The sequence below is a fragment of the Vibrio sp. YMD68 genome, from assembly GCF_029958905.1.
Lineage (GTDB): Bacteria > Pseudomonadota > Gammaproteobacteria > Enterobacterales > Vibrionaceae > Vibrio.
Genome location: NZ_CP124614.1, coordinates 1,860,955 through 1,879,080, shown reverse-complemented (window position 1 = coordinate 1,879,080; position 18,126 = coordinate 1,860,955). Strand labels below are relative to the sequence as shown.

Genomic DNA, 18,126 nt, shown 5'->3' with positions numbered 1-18,126 from the left:
GACTTTAAAATAGACCGAGTTGCGGTTCAGTAAGGCGAGTGAAATCTAAGCCAATGAAAGGCAAGATTGCATCACCAATAGGTTTGAGCTGCTTATCAATATAGTGTTGGTAATCAATGGCACTTTTTCGATACTCTTGTGGTTCCGGGCCATTGATTGTAATGATATACGCGATTAATCCTTTATTTTGGTATTGCAACGGTCGCCCAAGTTGTTGGTTCACTTCATCAGCCAGACGCGCAGCTCTCACCTGAGGAGGCACATTCTTTTGATATTCATGCAGTTTACGTCTTAATCTCTTCTGGTAAATGAGTTGGTCATCATATTGGCCTGCGAGTGTGGCTTCCACAAATTGTCTCACGTACAGTTTTGGACACTGACCATGAAATATCAGTTGGTAAAGTTTTTGCTGAAATTGTTGTGACAGAGGCGTCCAATCGGTTCTGGCACTTTCTAGCCCTTTAAAGATGATCTGCTCTTGGGCGTCTTCACCTTTTAATCCTGCGTAACGCTTCTTCGATCCTTTTTCCTCACCGCGAATGGTCGGCATGAGAAATTTTCGGTAATGAGTTTCGTATTCCAGCTCTAACATTGAAGTGAGCTGATATTCTGACTTGAGGTGGTTATCCCACCAGTCATTGATTTTTGTCACAAGCATTTGACCTATCTGGTCGGCCTCGTTCTGGCTGCATTGCTTGTTCAGGGAAACAAAGGTTGAGTCTGTGTCACCGTAGATCACTTGGTAACCTTCCGCTTCAATCAATACCTTGGTTTTTTTCATGATTTCGTGACCGCGCATGGTAATACTCGATGCCAGTCGAGTATCAAAAAATCGGCAACCTGACGATCCGAGCACCCCATAAAATGAATTCATGATAATTTTAATCGCTTGAGAAAAAGCTTTGTCGTTCCTTTTTTTTGCGAGGTCTCGTGCTTTCCACAGGTCTTCAATCATTTGAGGAAGAAAGTGTTTAGAGCGATGAAACTGACCACCACGAAAACCTGGAACCGCTTGTTCATTGCCGATTCCGATCTCTTGTTTTAGCCCTTCAATTAGGCCCATTGGGTCTATTAGAAAAGAGCGAATGATCGATGGGTAAAGGCTTTTAAAGTCGAGCACCAATACGGAGTCATAAAGGCCTGGCTGTGAGTCCATCACATAACCGCCGGGGCTGGCGAGCCAGTTCTCTGGTTCTAGATTGGGAGCAACATAGCCAGAACGATGTATCTGCGGCAAATAGAGATTAGTGAAGGCAGCGACAGAGCCGCCAATTCGGTCAAGCTCAACACCGGTTAGCCGAGAACGCTCGATGGCAAAATCAATGAGATGGGTTTTCTCAAAGATTCGGTTAACCAAAACACAATCTTGTAAGTTGTATTTCGCCAAAGAGGGTTTATCTTGGCGAAACATTCGATTGATTTCATCCATACGGTCATGCACATTATGAATGCTTTTGCCTTCTCCTAGCATTTCTTGAGACACGGATTCTAGTGACCAAGATCGAAAGTGGTAGGTGGCGGTTTTGAGTGTGTCAATTCCATCCATGACAACGCGACCAGGGATAGTAATGAAGCTCTGCTGGGTACTCATTGACGTTCGGAAGTGGCTCATTTGCCTAGCTCGACCTAACGTCAATTTAATCTTGTTGAACTCGGCTCTTTTATGAAGAAGCCGAAAATCAAAATCAATAACGTTCCACCCGATAATGACGTCAGGATCAAATTCAGCAAACCAACGAAGTAGCGCCTGTAAAAGCGCAGACTCATTATCAACCCACTCAATTGGGGTTTCACTGTCTTCTTTCTGGCCAATCATAATGACGCGACTGTCCATCTTGCTGTCTAATCCAATCGAGTAGAGGATGCCTTTCTCTGAGCATTCAATATCTAAAGAGACAACATTGAGGTTCGGAATATAGTCACCTTGTCGACACTTGGCGTGAGTGACTTTTGTGTACGACGGCATAGCTTGAATCTGACCGGTGTATTCAATGCTTCCTTTGATGAACCGTTCCATTAAAAAACGGTCTGTTAATCGGATGTCTGACTCTAAAGTTAAAATCTCATGATTTTTTAGTTCGTCGTTCAATTGATGTGCATTACGTATTGTTGCGCAGTAACAGGCTGCCAGGTCAATACCATCGAAGCTTTTGAGCGATAAGGGTTTTACTTCAAGGGAAATGTTTAGGTCGGAAGCAATCGACATCACTTTTTGACGCTGACTGTCGTCAATGAAAAAGACGCATTTTTCGCCTTTGACGATGAGTTGAACAGGTCCCTGCTCAGTACTGAGCCATAAGTCAATTTGTGTTTGGCCGACGATATCACGTGCTTGGCGAGTCAATACAAAACCTGGGTTAATAGCCAACAACGTGCCTCACGAAATATAGTACCTGAACAAATAATAAATAGAGTTACTTGAATAAATAAAGCGATCTAAACAATGGTTATCTCACCATGTTTATATAAACAATAGTGACTAAAAAAAGAAAAAGGCTACATTATGTAGCCTCTCTAGTGTAACAAACATTCCACCTAACAAGTAACAGATAGAGTCATGAGATAGAGCGATGGCGAAATAAGAAGCAAAGTTACCGTATAACAATCCAGCTATTAACATTCAGCATCTACGCTAAAACATGCCGCAGATAGAAGAGCCTAGCTCAAACATGTTAGTAATAGAGATAGGCGGTCAGTTTTGCTGACGTATCTTCTCTAGTCCAATGTTGGTAGCTTACTTGGCTGCGTAATGCCCAATGCCGATTAAATGTCCAGTGCCAACTCGCTGTTGCGCTGGCGTTTTGCTCGGCATTGGAATCAATGAGGGCTAAATATTGCCCTTGTAACCCAATTCGGTGCTGGTCGGCCATTTGATACAATAAGCCCGCTTCCACGCCAATACCGAAAGTGGCGTCATACTGGGTTAGTTGGCCACCACTCAACTCTGTCGATAGGAGTGAATACGCGTGGAGCTTGTCGGCTTGCCCCCAGGCTTTACCCACGCCAGCTTGTCCAAACCATCGCCCTGCGAGTTTATCTACACTTGGCTTACGGTCGAAGCCCGCTCGAACATTCCATGCCAAGCTGTTGAAAATGCGATTACTTGGTGCCAGCGACATTGCATCAAGTAAATACAAGCGGTCGAGGCGGGTGTTTGAATCTTCATCAATACTGAGTTGTGTATCTAGAAAGCTGATCTGGGCACCGGGAATAAACCCAGCCTGAGAATCAAGTAAATCATGATACGCAGCACGCCATTCAAAAGTGGCTTTGTCGTGACTGTGACTATTCGTTTGCAGACCTAAACCTACTCGGGCCGATGCGTGTCCTTGCTCTGGTGATATCTTTGGCACCGGCACTGAAGAAAAAGGTGAATCAACTTTCATTCTGCTTCGCTGATACAGAAGTTGAGTCAGTTGCTTTGCTTTGGCATCACGATCTAGACCGTCTTCGTATAACTCAAAATTTAACCACTCATACGCGAACTCTAATATGGCCGCACGCTCATCTTCGTCAAATTCGCCATCGGACGGGAATTCTCCTTGTTTGGCTCGAATTGAGGCATCAAATAAACGTTGATCAATCTTATTGGCTTGGTGTAGTAATCGAGTTCCAAACGCTTCGCGATATCGTGGCGTATCAAGAAGCCCGTTTTTTGCCAACGCTTCAACCGTATCTGATGGGATAGCTTGAAGAGGGAAGTCAGCAATGAGTGATAAGTCATCGCGTGCGAGTTCCAATAACGCTAACAGTTGATATGAGCAGTTCTCATCTAAGAAATAGTAGTCGAATTCAGCACGTTGCATTTCCCACAAATGGAGTAACACACGATTTACTTCACTTTCAGTGAAATTGAGCTTGTATTCCCAAATGTCTCGAGACTCGATGTCGTTGTATTCTCGAACTTTCCGATAATAGGGCATTACAGCAAAACGACCAGGGTAGCTACCAATAAGCCCTCGCATTGCGTAAAGGGCCGGGTTATCTTGGGTTTCTGGTTCCGCCGCAAAATTGATAGCAAAAGCGACGAGCTCTTTGTGGCGTGTTTGATCCTTTGCATCGACTCTTAGTAGTGTGTGACCAAACATCGATGAAGGGTCATTCATAAAAGCGGTGGGGAAGACGAGTGTCATTCCCTCTGGATCTAACACGTCAAGCCAGTTTTTAAGGTCAGGGCAATGTAGAACCGCTTCTCTACCGTGTAACGACTCAAGCCAAGTGTACCGAGCGGGGTATTGGCATTGGGTGAGTTGGGCGATTGCTGAGTCTGTGCTATATAGGTTTTCGATGGTCGCTATCAGTTCTGTTTCTGGATTGACTTTGCCATCAACGGCTAGGAAAAATTCATCTTTATCAACCGCACTTTGTAAACCCCGTAAAGGCTTGTCGACATAATGCCCAAGTTTCAACCAGTAGGGATGTTGAGATAATTCAGAAAAGCTAAATTCATCGGTGTTAAAAGAGGCACTTAACGAATTTGTAGAGCTTTGAGCGAAAGTACAAAACGTGGCACTAACGCTTATCGCTAGTGAAAAACCGACAGTCCAAAAATTCATTGTTAACCGCTATTGTTTTATAATCCATATACTTAATGATGGTCAGAGTAATGACTAACGATAGGTAAAGCTATAAAAAAGTGCCCTAGATGGGCACTTGGCTTAGTATTGTTTAACTAGATGCGGTAATCAGCTAGTGTTTGATCTTGAGATACTAACGTATTTAAGTTTGCGAACACTTCTTCTGAGGTGACGTTTTCAGATTGGAATACTTCAGCGAAATTTTCTTGCGCTAGAGTGTTAAAAGCGGCTTTGTCAGCCTGCTTAATTCCCCAAACTTCCGATAGAGTGGCCAGTGTTTCACCCTCGCCCTTAGCGATATCACGAGCCAAGTTATCTAAGTTCCCATCGATAAATAGCGCCAGTTTTTGTGCAGAGCTAATAGTACCAGTACCATCACAGCCCAAAGTTCCAAAAGTAATACCAAATGTTTGGTTACCCGATGTACCGTTAGTCGTCGCGGCTAGGACTTTAAATACTTTGCCTGATTTACCGTCAAAAATCATAGTACCTAAACCACAACCTACGTCTGCATCAGCCATGGCAATGTTAGAAAGAGGAAGAGTCGAAGCTAGAGCAACCACTGCAAGAAGCTTTTTCATTGTATATCCTTATCGTATTGATTTGATGTTAAATATTCACGGGGTCATTGTAGCAATAAATTGTTACAGCCCTATAAATAAATGAAATCAGTTGCATTTTCAACCATTCGCTTAATTTATCGATTCATTCAAATACATTACAGTGTTGGATTGAGAGGTAGGGCAGGTTGTACAGAAGACAAATAGCAGGTGACGCAGAAGACAAATAACAGTGATTACTTATCCATTTGGGCAAGAATTGCTTGCTAAAGTTTGGATTTGCGCACATATTCATTATGAGTTTTGACTCAAAAATGAGTTAAACTAAGCGAATTGTATAGCAAACCTCACACAGAGTTGTTTGCAAGAAGATTAACAAGTGTGGAGATACAAGTTTGATAAATGTTTTCCTTGTAGATGATCACGAGCTGGTTCGCACAGGGATACGACGTATTATTGAAGACGTCCGTGGTATGAACGTAGCAGGGGAAGCTGAAAGCGGTGAAGATGCTGTAAAATGGTGTCGCAACAATCATGTTGATGTCATTTTAATGGATATGAATATGCCTGGTATTGGTGGCCTAGAAGCAACCAAGAAAATTATACGTTTTAATCCTGATATAAAAATCATTGTTTTGACCGTGCATACAGAGAACCCGTTTCCTACGAAAGTGATGCAAGCCGGAGCGGCAGGTTACTTGACTAAAGGAGCTGGCCCAGATGAAATGGTCAATGCCATTCGTGTTGTTCATAGCGGACAGCGCTACATATCTCCCGCAATTGCACAGCAGATGGCGCTAAGTCAATTCTCACCTGCCTCTGAGAACCCTTTTGCTGATTTGTCTGAGCGCGAGCTTCAGATCATGATGATGATCACCAAAGGTCAAAAGGTTACAGATATTTCCGAGCAATTGAGCTTGAGCCCTAAAACAGTCAACAGTTACCGATACCGTCTGTTTAGTAAATTAGACATTAGCGGTGACGTTGAACTGACTCACTTAGCGATAAGGCACGGGATGCTCGATACAGAGACGCTATAGTGCCCCAACTTTTTGATTCTGTTTCTTTTCTAAAAACGGTTACCCATCAGCCCGGTGTTTATCGAATGTATAACACCGAGGCTGTTGTCATTTATGTTGGAAAGGCCAAAGATCTTAAGAAACGCTTGGCCAGCTACTTTAGAAAAAACGTTGATAGCGAGAAAACCAAAGCGCTCGTCTCTAACATAGACAAAATTGACGTTACTATTACCCACACTGAGACAGAAGCGCTCATTCTTGAGCACAACTATATTAAGCAGTATCTGCCTAAATATAATGTGCTATTGCGCGATGATAAATCTTATCCCTATATCTTCATTAGCGCCCATAAACACCCGCGTTTGTCCATGCATCGAGGGGCTAAAAAAAAGAAAGGTGAGTATTTTGGGCCTTACCCTGATTCAGGCGCTGTCCGAGAAACCCTCCATCTACTGCAAAAAATCTTTCCTGTCAGGCAGTGTGAAGACACGGTTTACGGAAATCGAACTCGACCATGTTTAATGTACCAAATAGGCCGCTGTGCGGGGCCATGTGTCTCTAGCCTTATTTCTGAAGAAGAATATGGCGAGTTGGTCGATTACGTTCGTTTGTTTTTGCAGGGGAGAGATCAACAAGTCTTAAAGTTGCTGATCGAGAAAATGGAACAAGCCAGTACACAGCTTCGTTTTGAAGATGCGGCCCAGTTTCGTGATCAAATCCAGGCGATTCGACGCGTTCAGGAGCAGCAGTTTGTTTCTGATGACAGTATGGATGATATGGACGTCCTTGGTTTTGCCCAAGAGAACGGTATTGCCTGTATTCATATATTGATGATACGCCAGGGGAAAATACTCGGTAGTCGTAGCCATTTCCCTAAAATCCCGAATAATACGGTCAGAGAAGAGGTGTTCTACAGCTTTTTAAGTCAATACTACTTGAGCCATAACGAAGCTCGTTCTGTGCCCAATAGAATTGTCCTTAATGGCGACTTAATTACGGATACCGCCCCCATGCAAGAAGCGTTGTCTAATATCGCGGGTCGAAAAGTGAATTTTCATTTGAATGCGACCAGTACAAGAGGGCGTTATCTAAAACTAGCGAATACCAATGCGCTAACTGCAATTACGACTAAGATAAACCACAAAATGACGATATCTCAGCGATTTAAGGCGCTGAGAGAAGTGTTGGATATCGATAATATCGCGCGTATGGAATGTTTTGATATTTCGCACACGATGGGCGAAAGCACCATAGCATCGTGCGTGGTGTTCAACCATGAAGGCCCGGTTAAACAAGAGTATCGTCGGTACAATATTTCGGGAATTACTGGCGGTGATGATTATGCAGCGATGGGGCAAGTATTAGAACGCCGATATTCAAAACAACTTGATGTCGACAAAATTCCAGACATTATCTTTATTGATGGGGGGAAAGGGCAGTTAAACCGAGCATTGGACATTATCAGCCAATATTGGGGAGATTGGCCTAAGCAGCCAAGGCTATTGGGTATCGCGAAAGGGGTAACGCGTAAGCCAGGTTTAGAAACCCTAATCACCACCGAGGGCGAAGAATTCCATTTGCCGAGTGATGCACCTGCATTGCACTTAATGCAACACATACGAGATGAGAGTCATAATCATGCGATCGCCGGCCACAGAGCAAAGCGTGGTAAAACCCGTCGAACCAGTTCACTTGAAGGTATCGAAGGTGTTGGGCCAAAGCGTCGTCAGGCTTTATTGAAGTATATGGGAGGATTGCAAGAACTAAAGCGTGCAACTGTTGAAGAAATAGCCAAAGTGCCGGGTGTGAGTCATTCTTTGGCAGAAAACATTTATCAAGCATTGAAACAATAGCAAAAATCCCGCAACATAAACGCGCAATGAATAAGAGCTTTAAAAATATGCGTTTTAATATTCCCAATATTTTGTCTTTACTACGACTTTTTCTCATTCCAGTTTTCGTCGTAGCGTTTTATCTTCCCTACTCGTGGGCGCCTTTTGCTGCCGCAATGATTTTTTGGGTTGCTGGCTTTACCGATTGGCTAGATGGCATGTTAGCTCGTAAATTAGGGCAAACATCTCGTTTTGGTGCGTTTATAGATCCCGTTGCTGATAAAGTGTTGGTGGCTACGGCACTTATCCTTATCACTGATGACTACCACACCATTTGGATTACCATTCCAGCAGTAACCATGATTGCCAGAGAAATCATTATCTCTGCACTACGTGAGTGGATGGCTGAAATCGGTAAACGAGCGAGTGTCGCGGTTTCCTGGATTGGTAAAGTGAAAACAGGCTTTCAGATGTTTGCGCTTTGGGTTCTGATATGGCAACACGATGATTGGATGGTTTGGTTAGGTTATGCGGCTATTTATATCGCGATGATTCTGACATTCTGGTCAATGATTCAGTACTTGATGGCCGCCAAAGACGATTTGTTAAGCGAAGAACATCAATGAAGAAACGGGCGTTAGCCCGTTTTTTATTAGCAGTCCATTTTCAACAGTTTAGATCTGATTTTATGACGATTTGTGGCGATTAAAACACCCAATATACCTTGTATTGAGTGCAAATTAGCCAAACGATTTAAAAATCAAAAAATAGGGTTGACTCAAACGACTGAATCCGTAGAATGCATCCCGTACCCAAAAGGAACGCAGTTAAATGTGAGCCGATTACGGTTACGGCGGCGTGTTGGCAGAGTGGCTATGCAGCGGATTGCAAATCCGTGGACCTCGGTTCGACTCCGGGACGCGCCTCCATTTGCGATACTAGCTCAGTTGGTAGAGCGCAACCTTGCCAAGGTTGAGGTCATCGGTTCGAACCCGATGTATCGCTCCAAATTTAGATTCATAGCGTAATTCGCTGTCAATCATAAGATGGTGTCTAACCCACTCGAAAGAGTGCGATTATTAGAAGCATCGCAACAAGTTTTGCGTGCCCTGGTGGTGGAATTGGTAGACACAAGGGATTTAAAATCCCTCGGCGTTCGCGCTGTGCCGGTTCAAGTCCGGCCCGGGGCACCATCTATTTAAGTCTATAATTTGCGTAAGCCTCTTATAGCAACGCGATACTAGCTCAGTTGGTAGAGCGCAACCTTGCCAAGGTTGAGGTCATCGGTTCGAACCCGATGTATCGCTCCAAATTTAAAGCCCTAGCAGAAATGCTAGGGCTTTTTTCATTTTACAATGTTCAGTAACATCGGCCAATCCCACGTAAAAATGGAAGATGATAAGCGCTCATTTTCTCTCATTCTTTTCTAATACTTCGTTTTATGGACTGACTCATCCCTGACGAGTTCACCCAGATAAGCACTGTAATTCCGCTGATTTTTACGACTTTGGGCGTAGAAAGGTTTCATTGGTGTGAGTTTGCTTCCAGAATCCATGTCTTGCAAGTGTTTGAGCCTCTGGCTCTGATTTTTTAGCTTGTCTATTCACTGGTGCACTACGAGTAAGGGATAATAATGAAAGTAAAAATGATGGTCTGCGCCGCACTGATCACGAGTACATGGAATACCTATGCGAACGATACGTCGTCGCAAGAGTATCATTACGGGTATCAAGGTCCTGACGCACAGGGACACTGGGGAATTATCGAAGGGTTAGAGTTTGATGAGCAAGTAGAACTTTACCCGGATATGCTTCCAGACTATATCAAAGTTCTTTATACAAATGATAACAAGATAAGCTTTGATACACGATGGACGTTCAGTTCTATCTATGGCATGTATCCAGACGTGTGGGATGCTTACCCAAATACCGACACCGAAAAAGGGCGACAAGAAGCGCTCTACGATATTCGAAACAACGTTGCTTGCCAAACCGCATTCAAAGCGACGCAAGCGGCTGATTATGCTGACTCAGACGCTGATGGCGAAGTTGCTAACCTAGAAATGGAATCCTGTCTTCAAGATGGTAGTTTAAAGAACTATCGTATGCGGACATACATCCCAACGACTCCCGGCGCGACTTATGCTTTTGAATTCAAATATCGACAAGTTACGCCGATTGAGGACTCTGGCTCTGCTGGTTTATGCCAACAATATCACGCTTCCCATGGTTACGGCTTATACCACAATCTCTACAATTACTTTTCTGGGCTGAACCGTCACTGGGACACTAATGGATGGAATAAACCTTGGTGTAAAAATGACGATGATAACTCTAGTCGCAGTGATAACGATGTCCTAACTGGGCGGATTGATTTTTCAGGTTACGGACGCAATTTTTATCGTCTTTATCAAGATGGTGTCCTTGTTAAGGCAAAAGGGTTTGTCTGGCCTGGCTCTGCCCATTTAGGCTGGGGTTATGTGAATCGCTCCTACTCAGGCCTTGGAGTGAGAAGCCGTGCGAGTAATGGCTACTTCTTATCTAACGAAGTGGATTATCGCTTTGCGAGACAGCGAGGAGTGTCAGAGCGTTTGAGCTTTGATTTGCTTGACAACATTTCATACCAAGCGGAAATTGAATTCTCCCATTTTTATGCTCAAGAGCAAGAAAAAGGGATAGCAGAATTTTATCGCAACGGTATCAAAGTCTCATCTCAGCCGTTTGCTTCAAACAGCGCTGGCGGTCAATATAAAAAGGCCTTTGATGTCGTGGAAAATGGCTTTGATAGAATCGTCATAAAAGCCTCGAATAATGGGAATCCATACTGGCGTGGTGATAACAGTGATTTAACGGTAAGGGCGATTACATTTTCAGATAAAGCATCAGAAGCCCCTAATTTGTTCGTCAATATAGATTGGTCACTTAACTATCTGACAACAGAAGTTGAAACGGATGAAGAGCTAGATCAAGGGTTCAAAACGGAAACCTTATTTGTTAAAGCAAGCAAATATTACACATCACTTACGGTTAATAAGGAACATCTACACAACAGTAATGAAGTTCTGTTACGTTCAATTGCCGTTACCGAGTTTGCCAGCAACCCAAGACAAGCACAGTGCGAAGAAGTCTACCCAATTAAAGGAGATGCTCAGACATTTTGTTTAACCGGAGACAAAGCGCCAGAGCTTCTTGGCTGTGATTTGAGCCAAGCCGTTATCGCTTGGAGTAAAGGGGTCAGTGATACGAACCATGGCGATCCAAACCGCAGTACCAAAGAGAATATTCTGCACAGCGACAGTGATAAGTTTTTGTCCTTGGGTAAGGCTGGGAATGTAGAGCTGCGTTTGCGTGAACAGGGCCACATATCAGCGTGCCCAGTATTTGGTAAGACGCTTTCCTTTAATGAGGTTTCTTCAACCCAGTTTAACGAAGTCGGATTAGTCCGAGTAACGTTAACACGTTGTGAAAACACGGAACTGAATTCAGGACAAATACTGCTGACTAACGATTTAGATAGTGGGGCGAAGATTTTTAATGCCGAACAACCTTTCTCGTTTAGCTTTGGCGAAGGCTTTGAAGGATGTGCAATTTCTCAAATAAAAATTGAAGATGCATTGAATGTCTATTGGAGTGGCGCTTTAGACCCATATGACGGTGATGGCGTTGATATCAATGCCATTACACTTGAGTAATTCATAACTCAATACGCAGATGCACATGACAAATAGAGAGTATTTACTCTCTATTTTTTTGCCTATTCATTGTTCAAACACCGCATTTCGATACGACTCATAAGGTTTTCAAATAAATCCCAACAAATCTCTTGATCTGCTCAATGAATTCGATATTATGACGATGTGTCAAAAATGACGCATCGTCATAAAGGTAAGGTACATAGATTTTGCATTCGTGTTACAATTGCAGCGTTAAGTGGTTTGACGAAAACGGATTGAAATAACATGTTTGGCTTTAACTGTAAAAAAGATGGTAAGAAAGAGTCGCAAGGCTGTCCTTTTGGTTTGTCCAAAAAACAGAAAGCGATAGCGGATAGAGAAGTCGAGTTAACTCTGTTGGCTAAATCTCTTGTTCAAGAACAAGGATTTAGTAATTTAACAATGGATAAATTGACGGCAGCTAGCCCGTACTCGAAGGGGACTATCTACAATCATTTTTGCAGTAAAGAAGATGTTATTTTGGCTCTGTGCATTCATTCGTTAAAAAGTGAAGCGCTACTGTTTGACCGAATTGGTGATTTTGAAGGGAATACTCGGGAGCGAGTGATTGCACTGCATGTTGCGTATCGTATCTATGCTCGTATGGAGCCGGTACTCTCAACGTGCGCTATCATGGCTAAAAGCCCCTGGGTATTAGAGAAAGCATCACCCGACAGAGTCGCGGGATTAAACGCGCTCGAAGAGATAGTGATCAGCCAGGCCGATGAATTAATCGGTTTAGCCGCTGATGCGGGTGATCTCAAATTTTCTTCAGGAATCGGTTCTGACGCGATAGTATTTGCAAACTGGTCGATTGCTTTTGGTTCCAATGCATTGACGCAAAATGCGTCTAATAGCCATTGTATCAATCGCTTACAAGACCCGTTTTCAGTGCTGCACAATGCAAACATGTTACTTGATGGTTTAGGTTGGAAGCCTCTTTCTTCGGAATGGGATTACCGGAAAACTTGGCGTCGAGTAGAAAGTGAATTATTCAGTGAAGAAGTCGAGTACTTAAACTCTGTTGGTCGTTAAATTCATACGTACCGATTAAAGCCCATGTATAGTGGGCTTTAAAATCACCATTTATGACGATTCGTCACATAAGGTTGGGTTTATCCCACGCCTTATTGATGCATTAGTGTTGCTATTTTCGGAGTTTTTACAGCTCCGGTGCTTAAGCCAGATTGATCTGGTTTTTTAATGGCAATAAATGACGAAACGTCACAAACGGAGACTGTGATGAAACCATCGAATCCACCGCCTAACAACATCAACGCTTGGTTCACACTACCAACCAAGTTTACCTTTTGGGTGATACTCACCACATTATCACTTGTTGTCTTTGCGGCTTTAGGGGCAAAGAACCTCTATTTTAGAGGCGACTACAATATCTTCTTCGAAGGCTCCAATAAGCAGTTATTGGCGTTTGAAGAAATACAAACGACGTTTACCAAATCAGACAATCTCGCCATCGTTATCGCACCTGAGCAAGGGTCGGTATTCACCCCCGAAATACTGACTCTGGTCCAAGATTTAACCAATGATGCATGGCAAGTTCCTTACTCTAGCCGTGTTGATTCGTTAGCAAACTACCAACATACAGAAGCCGATGCAGACGACCTGATCGTTGAAGACCTCATTTATGAAGGTTACGCGCTTACCGAACAACGTATACAAAAAATTAGGCGTGTTGCACTAACAGAACCGGCTTTAGTGGACTCACTCATATCGAAAAAAGGCGATGTCACGGTTGTTAATGTGACGGTTCAACTGCCAGAAGTGGATAAAACGTCTGAAGTGCAAGAAGTCATTGTGAGCATCAATCAAATGGTGGAACGCTACCAAGCACTCTATCCCAATGTTGAGTTCCACAAGGCTGGAATTATCGCGATGAATAACGCGTTTATGCAATCTGCTCAGTCAGACACGGCTACCTTGGTGCCTGCAATGCTGATGGTCATTTTAGTCTTTTTAACCCTGATGCTACGTTCTGTATTCGGTGTTCTGGCAACGCTTGTCGTCATTATTGGTTCTGTTGCAGCAACGATGGGGCTCTCTGGGTGGGCGGGAATGTTTATCAGTACGGCCACCGTAAACATACCCACATTGGTTATGACACTCGCCGTTGCCGATTGTGTTCATGTCATTGCGACAATGCGCCATAACATGCAGAGCGGTTACTCAAAACGATACGCTATTGAGCAAAGCGTTGCGGTTAACTTCATGCCTATTTTGATCACATCGGTCACCACTGCAATCGGCTTTTTGATGATGAATATGTCGGATTCGCCAGTACTCAGAGATTTTGGCAATCTAGCGGCCCTCGGCGTGATGATAGCGTGCTTTTTGTCAATGACACTGCTACCCGCCATGCTCAAGTGGCTTCCGATGAAAGTTAAAGAAAACCAGGCAACAGCGTCGAATCGATTTATGGATAGACTGGGTGATTTCGTGGTAAAGCACCGTAAGCCTCTGCTACCGATCTCCGTGGTATTCATTGCCGTCACTGCTGCGTTGATTCCGTTAAATCAAGTCAATGATGAGTCTGTAAAATATTTTGACTCTCGAAGTGAATTTCGTCGAGCTGCGGATTTTATGGAACAGCGCATCAGCGGAATGACCAATATCAGCATTGCGATCAAAACTCATGAATCTCAGGGCATTGCCGATCCCGTCTTTTTACAAACCGTGGGTGACTTTACCGATTGGCTACGAGAGCAACCGGAAACCGATCACGTAGCGGCACTATCCGATGTTTACAAACGCTTGAATCAGAACATGCATAGCGATGATAGTCGCTACTATAAACTGCCGCTCGACAGAGAGCTGGCGGCTCAATACCTATTACTCTACGAAATGTCACTTCCTTATGGTTTGGACTTAAACAACCAAATCAATGTCGACAAATCCTCGATCAAAATGATGCTGACACTCGACAACTTGGGAAGCGTAGAGCTTGTTGAAATAGAAAGCAGAATCTACGACTGGTTTCGTCAAAACGCGCCTCAATACCAAGTTGTCGCTTCAAGCCCATCATTGATGTTCGCCCATATCGGCGAGACCAATATGGCGAGCATGTTATCGACATTACCCATAACTCTGATTTTAATTTCAGCACTCATGATCTTTGCATTGCGATCATTCCGTTTAGGCATCATCAGCATCATTCCAAACATGGCACCAGCGGCGATTGGCTTTGGTTTGTGGGCGCTCGTCTCTGGTGAAATTAACTTAGGGCTATCTGTTGTTGTCACATTAACACTTGGCATTGTCGTGGATGACGCGGTCCATTTCTTATCGAAATATCAGCGCGCACGTAAGCAAGGAAAAAGCGCGGAAGAAGCGGTGAGATACGCTTTCCATACAGTAGGCAGAGCGCTTTGGATTACAACCGTTGTCCTTGTCGCTGGGTTCTCCGTACTGGCAATGTCTTCATTCAGATTGAATTCTGACATGGGGCTACTGAGTGCGATGGTGGTGTTTATCGCATTGGTGGTGGATTTCCTATTTCTACCAACCTTGTTGATGCTTTTCGACAAAAAAGAATACCCAAGCCAAGACGTACTGCCGGAAAAGCAAGAAATACGAATAACCAATAAGCCAGTAACAACGAGCTAAACCCTCTTAATACCGTGGCTAAATACGCTCAACGTTGACGAAATTTAGCCATAGGTAAACCCGAATTAGAACGAAACGAAGGAACGAACAATGAATGCGTTAAAGAACATAAAAACACTCGGCATTAATACTGCAGTCGCACTATCACTTGTTTTAGGCGCTTCAATGCCAGTGACCGCGAGCGAAGCAACAGGACTAGAGATAGCAACCGAGAGAAAAAACCGAGATGAAGGCTGGGGCGATTCTGTTTCAACGATGGAAATGCTTTTGAAAAATGTACAGGGCGAAAGCAGCACACGCTTAATGCAGCTTAAATCTCTAGAAGTGAAAGACGACGGAGATAAAGGACTGACGATTTTTGAAGAGCCACGAGATGTAAAAGGCACGGCGTTTTTAAACCATTCGCATACCGTGGATGCCGATGATCAATGGCTCTACTTACCCGCGTTAAAGCGAGTAAAACGAATCTCATCGCGTAATAAATCGGGGCCATTCATGGGCAGTGAGTTCGCTTATGAAGACCTTAGTTCGTTTGAGCTAGAAAAATACACGTTCAATTATTTGAAAGATGACGCGATATCAGGAGAAGAGGCGTTCGTATTAGAGCAGATTCCAACCGATAAAAACTCTGGCTACACCAAGCAGATAGTGTGGCTTTCAAAGCAAGAGTACCGCCCTTTAAAAGTTGAATTCTACGACCGCAAAGGTGCGCTACTAAAAACCCTGACGTTTACCGACTACAAACAGTACCTAGACCAATATTGGCGCGCACACACCATGTCTATGCAAAACCATCAAACAGGAAAAAGTACCTTACTGACGACCAGTGAAATGACATTTCAAACGGGATTAAATGAGAGTGATTTTCAAAAGAACACGCTGAAACGTATAAGGTAGCCATGACATGAAAAGGATGAACACATCGCTACGCCAATTAGGGTTGACTATGGGTATGGTGACGAGCCTGGTTTTCTCGCTACAGTGTCACGCAGTCGGCCTAGGTGGTCAGGTCAATATTGAGCACCGCCAATACATGTCAGATGGAGCACAAGGTCAAGATAAAGGACAAACGTCTTTAGTGGTTGCGCCCGATCTTCATTGGGAGTTTGATGGAGGAAGCAGTTTCAGCTTTACCCCTTTCTATCGCCTAGACAGCATGGATGAAGAAAGAACTCATGGTGACATACGAGAAGCGCTTTATCTGACCTATTGGGATGACTATGAACTAAGGCTTGGGGTTGGCAAGGTGTTTTGGGGTGTGACGGAATCGACTCAACTGGTTGATGTGGTCAACCAGACCGATGCGATTGAATCACTGGATGGAGAAGATAAGTTAGGTCAGCCGATGATTCATTTTAGTTCAATAAAAGAGTGGGGCACGCTAGACACCTTGATAATGCCTTATTTTAGAGAACGAACGTTTGCTGGGGTTGATGGCAGGATCAGACCTACCGTTCCTGTTTCTAGTGATACCATTTACGAGTCATCGAGAGAAGAAAAGCATATCGATGTGGCGTTGCGTTACAGCAAAATGCTAGGGGACTGGGATCTTGGATTCAGTTATTTTAATGGTACAAACCGAGATCCTTATTACCAGTTTAATCAAGGGCAAGTGAGCCAAATCAAGGTACAGCCTTATTATGCTCAAATGAATCAGGTGGGCGTGGATGTGCAGGGTATTGTCGGAGACTGGTTATTAAAACTGGAATCGATTTATCGTGATAGTGTTGACCATCATACCGGCTTAGTCACTGGGCTAGAGTACACCGTGGTTGGCCCATTTGACTCGTATTGGGATGTGGGGCTAATTGCTGAGTATCTTTATGATAGCCGAGGAAACAATGCACAGACCCCAGGGCAAAATGACATATTTGCCGGAGTTAGATTGGCGTTAAATGATGAGGATGGCACGGAATTGCTCACAGGCATTACTCAGGATCTGGATAATAGCGATGTCTATAGCGCTAAGCTGGAAGCGTCGAGTCGAATCACCAACCAATTGAAATGGCGATTAGATGCGTGGGTCTTTGAAAATGAAACACCCACGGATTTGCTGTATTTTGCGAGAAATGATGATTTCGTTGAAGTCTCTCTAGAGTATTATTTCTAAACGAATGTTTCTTCGAGGCAGAGCATTTGATGAATGCTCTGCCTTTTTATCGCTTTTTTATCGATTTTTAAAGCTATCTTCAACCGTTTTGGTGATCGTTGCTAATTATAGTTCTTTAAGCATCCACACATCACACTTGCCGTGGAGAGTGCCCTCTAATGGCTTATCCAGGTGTTCAAATCCTAATTTTTCGTACAAGCGTATCGCGTCACCCATACTCGATAATGTATCCAGATAGCAGTGAGTAAAACCGAGAGTTTTCGCCATATCAAGACACGCCAATGTCAGCTTTTTGCCCAAGCCAACGCCTCTGCCTTCGCTAAGTAAGAAAAGCTTTTTCAGCTCGCAGGTAACCTTAGAGTCATTAAACGGGGCGATCCCACTTCCGCCGACAATGGTATCGTCAATCAGAGCAACAAAATAATGGCTGCGACGTTCTTTCGTGTAATAGGCACTCATTTCTGAGACTTCCGCGTCTGAGGGGCCAAACCCTTCGCCCACCGCCCCATATTCTTGACCAACTTTAGTGATGATGTGCGAAATGGCGGAGTCATCTTTAGGTTGTATTTCTCTGATCGTCAGCATAGTTTTTGAACTCAAAATAGTGGTTATTGTTTATCAATGGGAGCGAACGAGAAGATTTTCAATCGTCGTCGTCGGTTTTTTCCCCATTAAACGAAGATAAGCGTAAATCG

Annotated in this window: 12 protein-coding genes and 4 tRNA genes; 12 read left to right on the top strand and 4 right to left on the bottom strand. The window is 43.8% G+C overall.

Going from position 1 to position 18,126, the window contains the following annotated elements; all coding sequences use genetic code 11:
• Window positions 1-4 precede the first annotated feature (4 nt).
• From QF117_RS14610 to QF117_RS14600, 3 genes are all read right to left on the bottom strand, one after another.
• Window positions 5-2,368, bottom strand: coding sequence for a DNA polymerase II (locus QF117_RS14610; protein WP_282386416.1), 2,364 nt, complete (start codon window positions 2,366-2,368; stop codon window positions 5-7).
• 304 nt (window positions 2,369-2,672) lie between these two features.
• A complete protein-coding gene (locus QF117_RS14605; RefSeq protein WP_282386415.1) occupies window positions 2,673-4,556 on the bottom strand; it encodes a DUF4105 domain-containing protein in 1,884 nt (627 codons plus the stop codon).
• A 116-nt stretch (window positions 4,557-4,672) separates the two neighbouring features.
• Window positions 4,673-5,158, bottom strand: coding sequence for a DUF3015 domain-containing protein (locus QF117_RS14600; RefSeq protein WP_282386414.1), 486 nt, complete (start codon window positions 5,156-5,158; stop codon window positions 4,673-4,675).
• A gap of 374 nt (window positions 5,159-5,532) precedes the next feature.
• On the opposite strand from QF117_RS14600, the gene uvrY reads away from it, so the two are divergent.
• The 12 genes from uvrY to QF117_RS14540 all read left to right on the top strand — a co-directional run bounded on the left by uvrY (window position 5,533) and on the right by QF117_RS14540 (window position 17,431).
• Entirely contained in the window at window positions 5,533-6,177 is a 645-nt protein-coding gene (gene uvrY, locus QF117_RS14595; protein WP_017033557.1) for a UvrY/SirA/GacA family response regulator transcription factor, read from the top strand.
• Window positions 6,177-8,009 carry an excinuclease ABC subunit UvrC gene (uvrC, locus tag QF117_RS14590; RefSeq protein ID WP_282386411.1) on the top strand — a complete coding sequence of 611 codons (1,833 nt, stop codon included), beginning with the start codon at window positions 6,177-6,179 and terminating at the stop codon, window positions 8,007-8,009. Before uvrY ends, uvrC begins: the two co-directional genes overlap by 1 nt.
• A 47-nt stretch (window positions 8,010-8,056) precedes the next feature.
• Window positions 8,057-8,614: a CDP-diacylglycerol--glycerol-3-phosphate 3-phosphatidyltransferase gene (gene pgsA / locus QF117_RS14585; RefSeq protein ID WP_017033559.1), complete on the top strand. Its 558-nt coding sequence runs from the start codon at window positions 8,057-8,059 to the stop codon at window positions 8,612-8,614.
• Window positions 8,615-8,843: 229 nt separating this feature from the next.
• Window positions 8,844-8,917 (top strand) — tRNA-Cys (locus tag QF117_RS14580).
• 3 nt (window positions 8,918-8,920) lie between these two features.
• Window positions 8,921-8,996, top strand: a tRNA-Gly gene (locus tag QF117_RS14575).
• A 98-nt stretch (window positions 8,997-9,094) separates the two neighbouring features.
• A tRNA-Leu gene (locus QF117_RS14570) sits at window positions 9,095-9,181 on the top strand.
• A 41-nt stretch (window positions 9,182-9,222) separates the two neighbouring features.
• Window positions 9,223-9,298, top strand: a tRNA-Gly gene (locus tag QF117_RS14565).
• Between the two features lie 323 nt (window positions 9,299-9,621).
• Complete coding sequence (locus QF117_RS14560; RefSeq protein WP_282386408.1) at window positions 9,622-11,679, top strand: hypothetical protein; 2,058 nt, start codon at window positions 9,622-9,624, stop codon at window positions 11,677-11,679.
• A 267-nt stretch (window positions 11,680-11,946) separates the two neighbouring features.
• Entirely contained in the window at window positions 11,947-12,735 is a 789-nt protein-coding gene (locus tag QF117_RS14555; protein ID WP_282386407.1) for a TetR/AcrR family transcriptional regulator, read from the top strand.
• A gap of 207 nt (window positions 12,736-12,942) precedes the next feature.
• Complete coding sequence (locus QF117_RS14550) at window positions 12,943-15,321, top strand: MMPL family transporter (protein ID WP_282386406.1); 2,379 nt, start codon at window positions 12,943-12,945, stop codon at window positions 15,319-15,321.
• Between the two features lie 90 nt (window positions 15,322-15,411).
• Complete coding sequence (locus QF117_RS14545) at window positions 15,412-16,218, top strand: outer membrane lipoprotein-sorting protein (RefSeq protein ID WP_282386404.1); 807 nt, start codon at window positions 15,412-15,414, stop codon at window positions 16,216-16,218.
• Between the two features lie 7 nt (window positions 16,219-16,225).
• The gene (locus tag QF117_RS14540) at window positions 16,226-17,431 is read left to right on the top strand and encodes a hypothetical protein (protein WP_282386403.1); all 1,206 of its coding nucleotides are present in this window, start codon (window positions 16,226-16,228) and stop codon (window positions 17,429-17,431) included.
• A 105-nt stretch (window positions 17,432-17,536) separates the two neighbouring features.
• Here QF117_RS14540 and QF117_RS14535 read toward each other — a convergent pair whose 3' ends face one another.
• Window positions 17,537-18,016 (bottom strand): GNAT family N-acetyltransferase, encoded by a 480-nt coding sequence (locus QF117_RS14535; RefSeq protein WP_282386402.1) that lies wholly within the window; start codon window positions 18,014-18,016, stop codon window positions 17,537-17,539.
• Window positions 18,017-18,126 lie beyond the last annotated feature (110 nt).